This is a genomic window from Micromonospora sp. NPDC005205 (genome assembly GCF_040608275.1).
Taxonomy (GTDB): Bacteria; Actinomycetota; Actinomycetes; order Mycobacteriales; family Micromonosporaceae; genus Micromonospora.
In genome coordinates this window covers 1-3647 of sequence record NZ_JBEXHV010000040.1, presented here as the reverse complement: position 1 = coordinate 3647, position 3647 = coordinate 1, and the positions used below count along the sequence as shown (strand labels likewise).

The 3647-nt window shown below is 56.9% G+C and carries 2 rRNA genes; both read left to right on the top strand.

Features of this window, described 5'->3' with window-relative positions:
• Nucleotides 1-253: 253 nt before the first annotated feature.
• Nucleotides 254-3362 (top strand): 23S ribosomal RNA (locus ABZU43_RS32990).
• Between the two features lie 85 nt (nt 3363-3447).
• Nucleotides 3448-3564, top strand: a 5S ribosomal RNA gene (gene rrf / locus ABZU43_RS32985).
• Nucleotides 3565-3647: the final 83 nt, after the last annotated feature.

Genomic DNA, 3647 nt, shown 5'->3' with positions numbered 1-3647 from the left:
CCTTTGGGTGGTGGGAACGGTTGCTGTTGGTGCGGCTGGGGGAGGATGTGAGCACCCTGTTGGGTCCTGAAGGAACAACCGTTGTGTTGTTGTTTCAGAGACGCGCCGGCCCTCCTTGGTGGGGGCTGGGAGTCTGCCAGGCATGGCCTGGCCCCACATACCGCCGGTTTGAGGATCGGGTTTGGTGTGGGGCGGATCGGGTTGTGGGTTGGTCGTTTGTTGAGAATTGCACAGTGGACGCGAGCATCTTTGTGGTCAAGTTGTCAAGGGCGAACGGTGAATGCCTTGGCACCAGGAGCCGATGAAGGACGTGGGAGGCCGCGATAGGCCTGGGGGAGCTGTCAACCAAGCTGTGATCCCAGGGTGTCCGAATGGGGAAACCTGGCACCAGTCATGTGGTGTCACCCACACCTGAACACATAGGGTGTGTGGAGGGAACGCGGGGAAGTGAAACATCTCAGTACCCGTAGGAAGAGAAAACAATTTAGTGATTCCGTGAGTAGTGGCGAGCGAAAGCGGATCGAGGCTAAACCGGCTGCGTGTGATACCTGTCAGGGGTTGCGTGGTCGGGGTTGTGGGACCCTGCTGAACAAGCTGACACTTGTTCGAGAAGTTACAAAGTCAGTGGCTAGTCGAACAGTCTGGAATGGCTGACCGTAGACGGTGAGAGTCCGGTAGGTGAAAGTTGCTGACCTTCTGTGGGTGTTCCCGAGTAGCGGCGGACCCCTGAAATCTGCCGTGAATCTGCCAGGACCACCTGGTAAGCCTAAATACTTCCTGGTGACCGATAGCGGACAAGTACCGTGAGGGAATGGTGAAAAGTACCCCGGGAGGGGAGTGAAATAGTACCTGAAACCGTTCGCCTACAATCCGTCGGAGCCTTGCGGGGTGACGGCGTGCCTTTTGAAGAATGAGCCTGCGAGTTAGTGGCATGTGGCGAGGTTAACCCGTGTGGGGGAGCCGTAGCGAAAGCGAGTCTGAATAGGGCGATTCAGTCGCGTGTCCTAGACCCGAAGCGGAGTGATCTAGCCATGGGCAGGCTGAAGCGCGGGTAAGACCGCGTGGAGGGCCGAACCCACCAATGTTGAAAAATTGGGGGATGACCTGTGGTTAGGGGTGAAAGGCCAATCAAACTCCGTGATAGCTGGTTCTCCCCGAAATGCATTTAGGTGCAGCGTCGCGTGTTTCTTGCCGGAGGTAGAGCACTGGATGGTCTAGGGGGCCCACAAGCTTACCGAAATCAGCCAAACTCCGAATGCCGGTAAGTGAGAGCGCGGCAGTGAGACTGCGGGGGATAAGCTTCGTAGTCGAGAGGGAAACAGCCCAGATCACCAGCTAAGGCCCCTAAGCGTGTGCTAAGTGGAAAAGGATGTGGGGTCGCATAGACAACCAGGAGGTTGGCTTAGAAGCAGCCACCCTTTAAAGAGTGCGTAATAGCTCACTGGTCAAGTGGTTCCGCGCCGACAATGTAGCGGGGCTCAAGCACACCGCCGAAGCTGTGGCATTCACATTTTATCCTCGCTTGGACTTGATTCCTTGTGCAGGTGTGTGGATGGGTAGGGGAGCGTCGTGCCGCGAGTGAAGCAGCGGGGTGACCCAGTTGTGGACGCGGCACGAGTGAGAATGCAGGCATGAGTAGCGAAAGAAGGGTGAGAAACCCTTCCGCCGGATGACCAAGGGTTCCAGGGCCAGGCTAATCCGCCCTGGGTGAGTCGGGACCTAAGGCGAGGCCGAGAGGCGTAGTCGATGGACAACGGGTTGATATTCCCGTACCCGCGAAAGAGCGTCCCTGACGAACCTCGTTGTGCTAACCACCCGAACTTGATGAGGTCTTCGGACTGAGTTGAGGGAGCGTGGGAACCTGATGGGTAGTAGTCAAGCGATGGGGTGACGCAGGAAGGTAGCTGAGCCCGGCCGGTGGTTGTGCCGGGGTAAGCGTGTAGGCCGTGTTGTAGGCAAATCCGCAACACATGAAGGCTGAGACGTGATGCCGAGCCGATTCAGGTGAAGTCAGTGATCCTATGCTGCCGAGAAAAGCCTCTAGCGAGTTCTTAGCGGCCCGTACCCCAAACCGACACAGGTGGTCAGGTAGAGAATACCGAGGCGATCGGGCGAACTGTGGTTAAGGAACTCGGCAAATTGCCCCCGTAACTTAGGGAGAAGGGGGGCCGGAGACGTGAAGCCCCGCGCGGGTGGAGCGTTGTATGGCCGCAGAGAGCAGGGGGAAGCGACTGTTTACTAAAAACACAGGTCCATGCGAAGAAGTAATTCGATGTATATGGACTGACGCCTGCCCGGTGCTGGAACGTTAAGGGGACCTGTTAGCTCTTCGGGGCGAAGCGGAGAACTTAAGCGCCAGTAAACGGCGGTGGTAACTATAACCATCCTAAGGTAGCGAAATTCCTTGTCGGGTAAGTTCCGACCTGCACGAATGGCGTAACGACTTCCCCACTGTCTCAACCACAGGCCCGGCGAAATTGCAGTACGAGTAAAGATGCTCGTTACGCGCGGCAGGACGGAAAGACCCCGGGACCTTTACTATAGCTTGACATTGGTACTCGAATTAGCTTGTGTAGGATAGGTGGGAGCCGGTGAAGTCCATACGCCAGTATGGGTGGAGGCAATCTTGAAATACCACTCTGGTTGATTTGGGTATCTAACTTCGGACCGTTATCCGGTTCAGGGACAGTGTCTGGTGGGTAGTTTAACTGGGGCGGTTGCCTCCTAAAAGGTAACGGAGGCGCCCAAAGGTTCCCTCAGCCTGGTTGGCAATCAGGTGTTGAGTGCAAGTACACAAGGGAGCTTGACTGTGAGACTGACAGGTCGAGCAGGGACGAAAGTCGGGACTAGTGATCCGGCACTTGCGAGTGGAAGCGGTGTCGCTCAACGGATAAAAGGTACCCCGGGGATAACAGGCTGATCTTCCCCAAGAGTCCATATCGACGGGATGGTTTGGCACCTCGATGTCGGCTCGTCGCATCCTGGGGCTGTAGCAGGTCCCAAGGGTTGGGCTGTTCGCCCATTAAAGCGGTACGCGAGCTGGGTTTAGAACGTCGTGAGACAGTTCGGTCCCTATCCGCCGTGCGCGTAGGATACTTGAGAAGGGCTGTCCCTAGTACGAGAGGACCGGGACGGACGAACCTCTGGTGTGCCAGTTGTCCTGCCAAGGGCACGGCTGGTTAGCTACGTTCGGAAGGGATAACCGCTGAAAGCATCTAAGCGGGAAGCCTGCTTCAAGATGAGGTATCCCACCCACTTTGTGGGGTAAGGCCCCCAGCTAGACGACTGGGTTGATAGGCCGGAAATGTAAGCCCGGTAACGGGTTCAGTTGACCGGTACTAATAGGCCGAGGACTTGACTACTAAGCTGCTACGCGTCCACTGTGCAACTCTGAACAAGCGAACACCCGTGACTGTGTGCCGGGGTTGTTTGATATGTTCATAGAGTTACGGCGGTCATGGCGGAGGGGAAACGCCCGGTTACATTCCGAACCCGGAAGCTAAGCCCTCCAGCGCCGATGGTACTGCACTCGTGAGGGTGTGGGAGAGTAGGACGCCGCCGGACAATCTTCCAGAGAAGCCCACCCCATCAGGGGTGGGCTTCTCTGCGTCTCCGCCCCCTTTTTTGTGGGTCATCGGTCTCCCCTG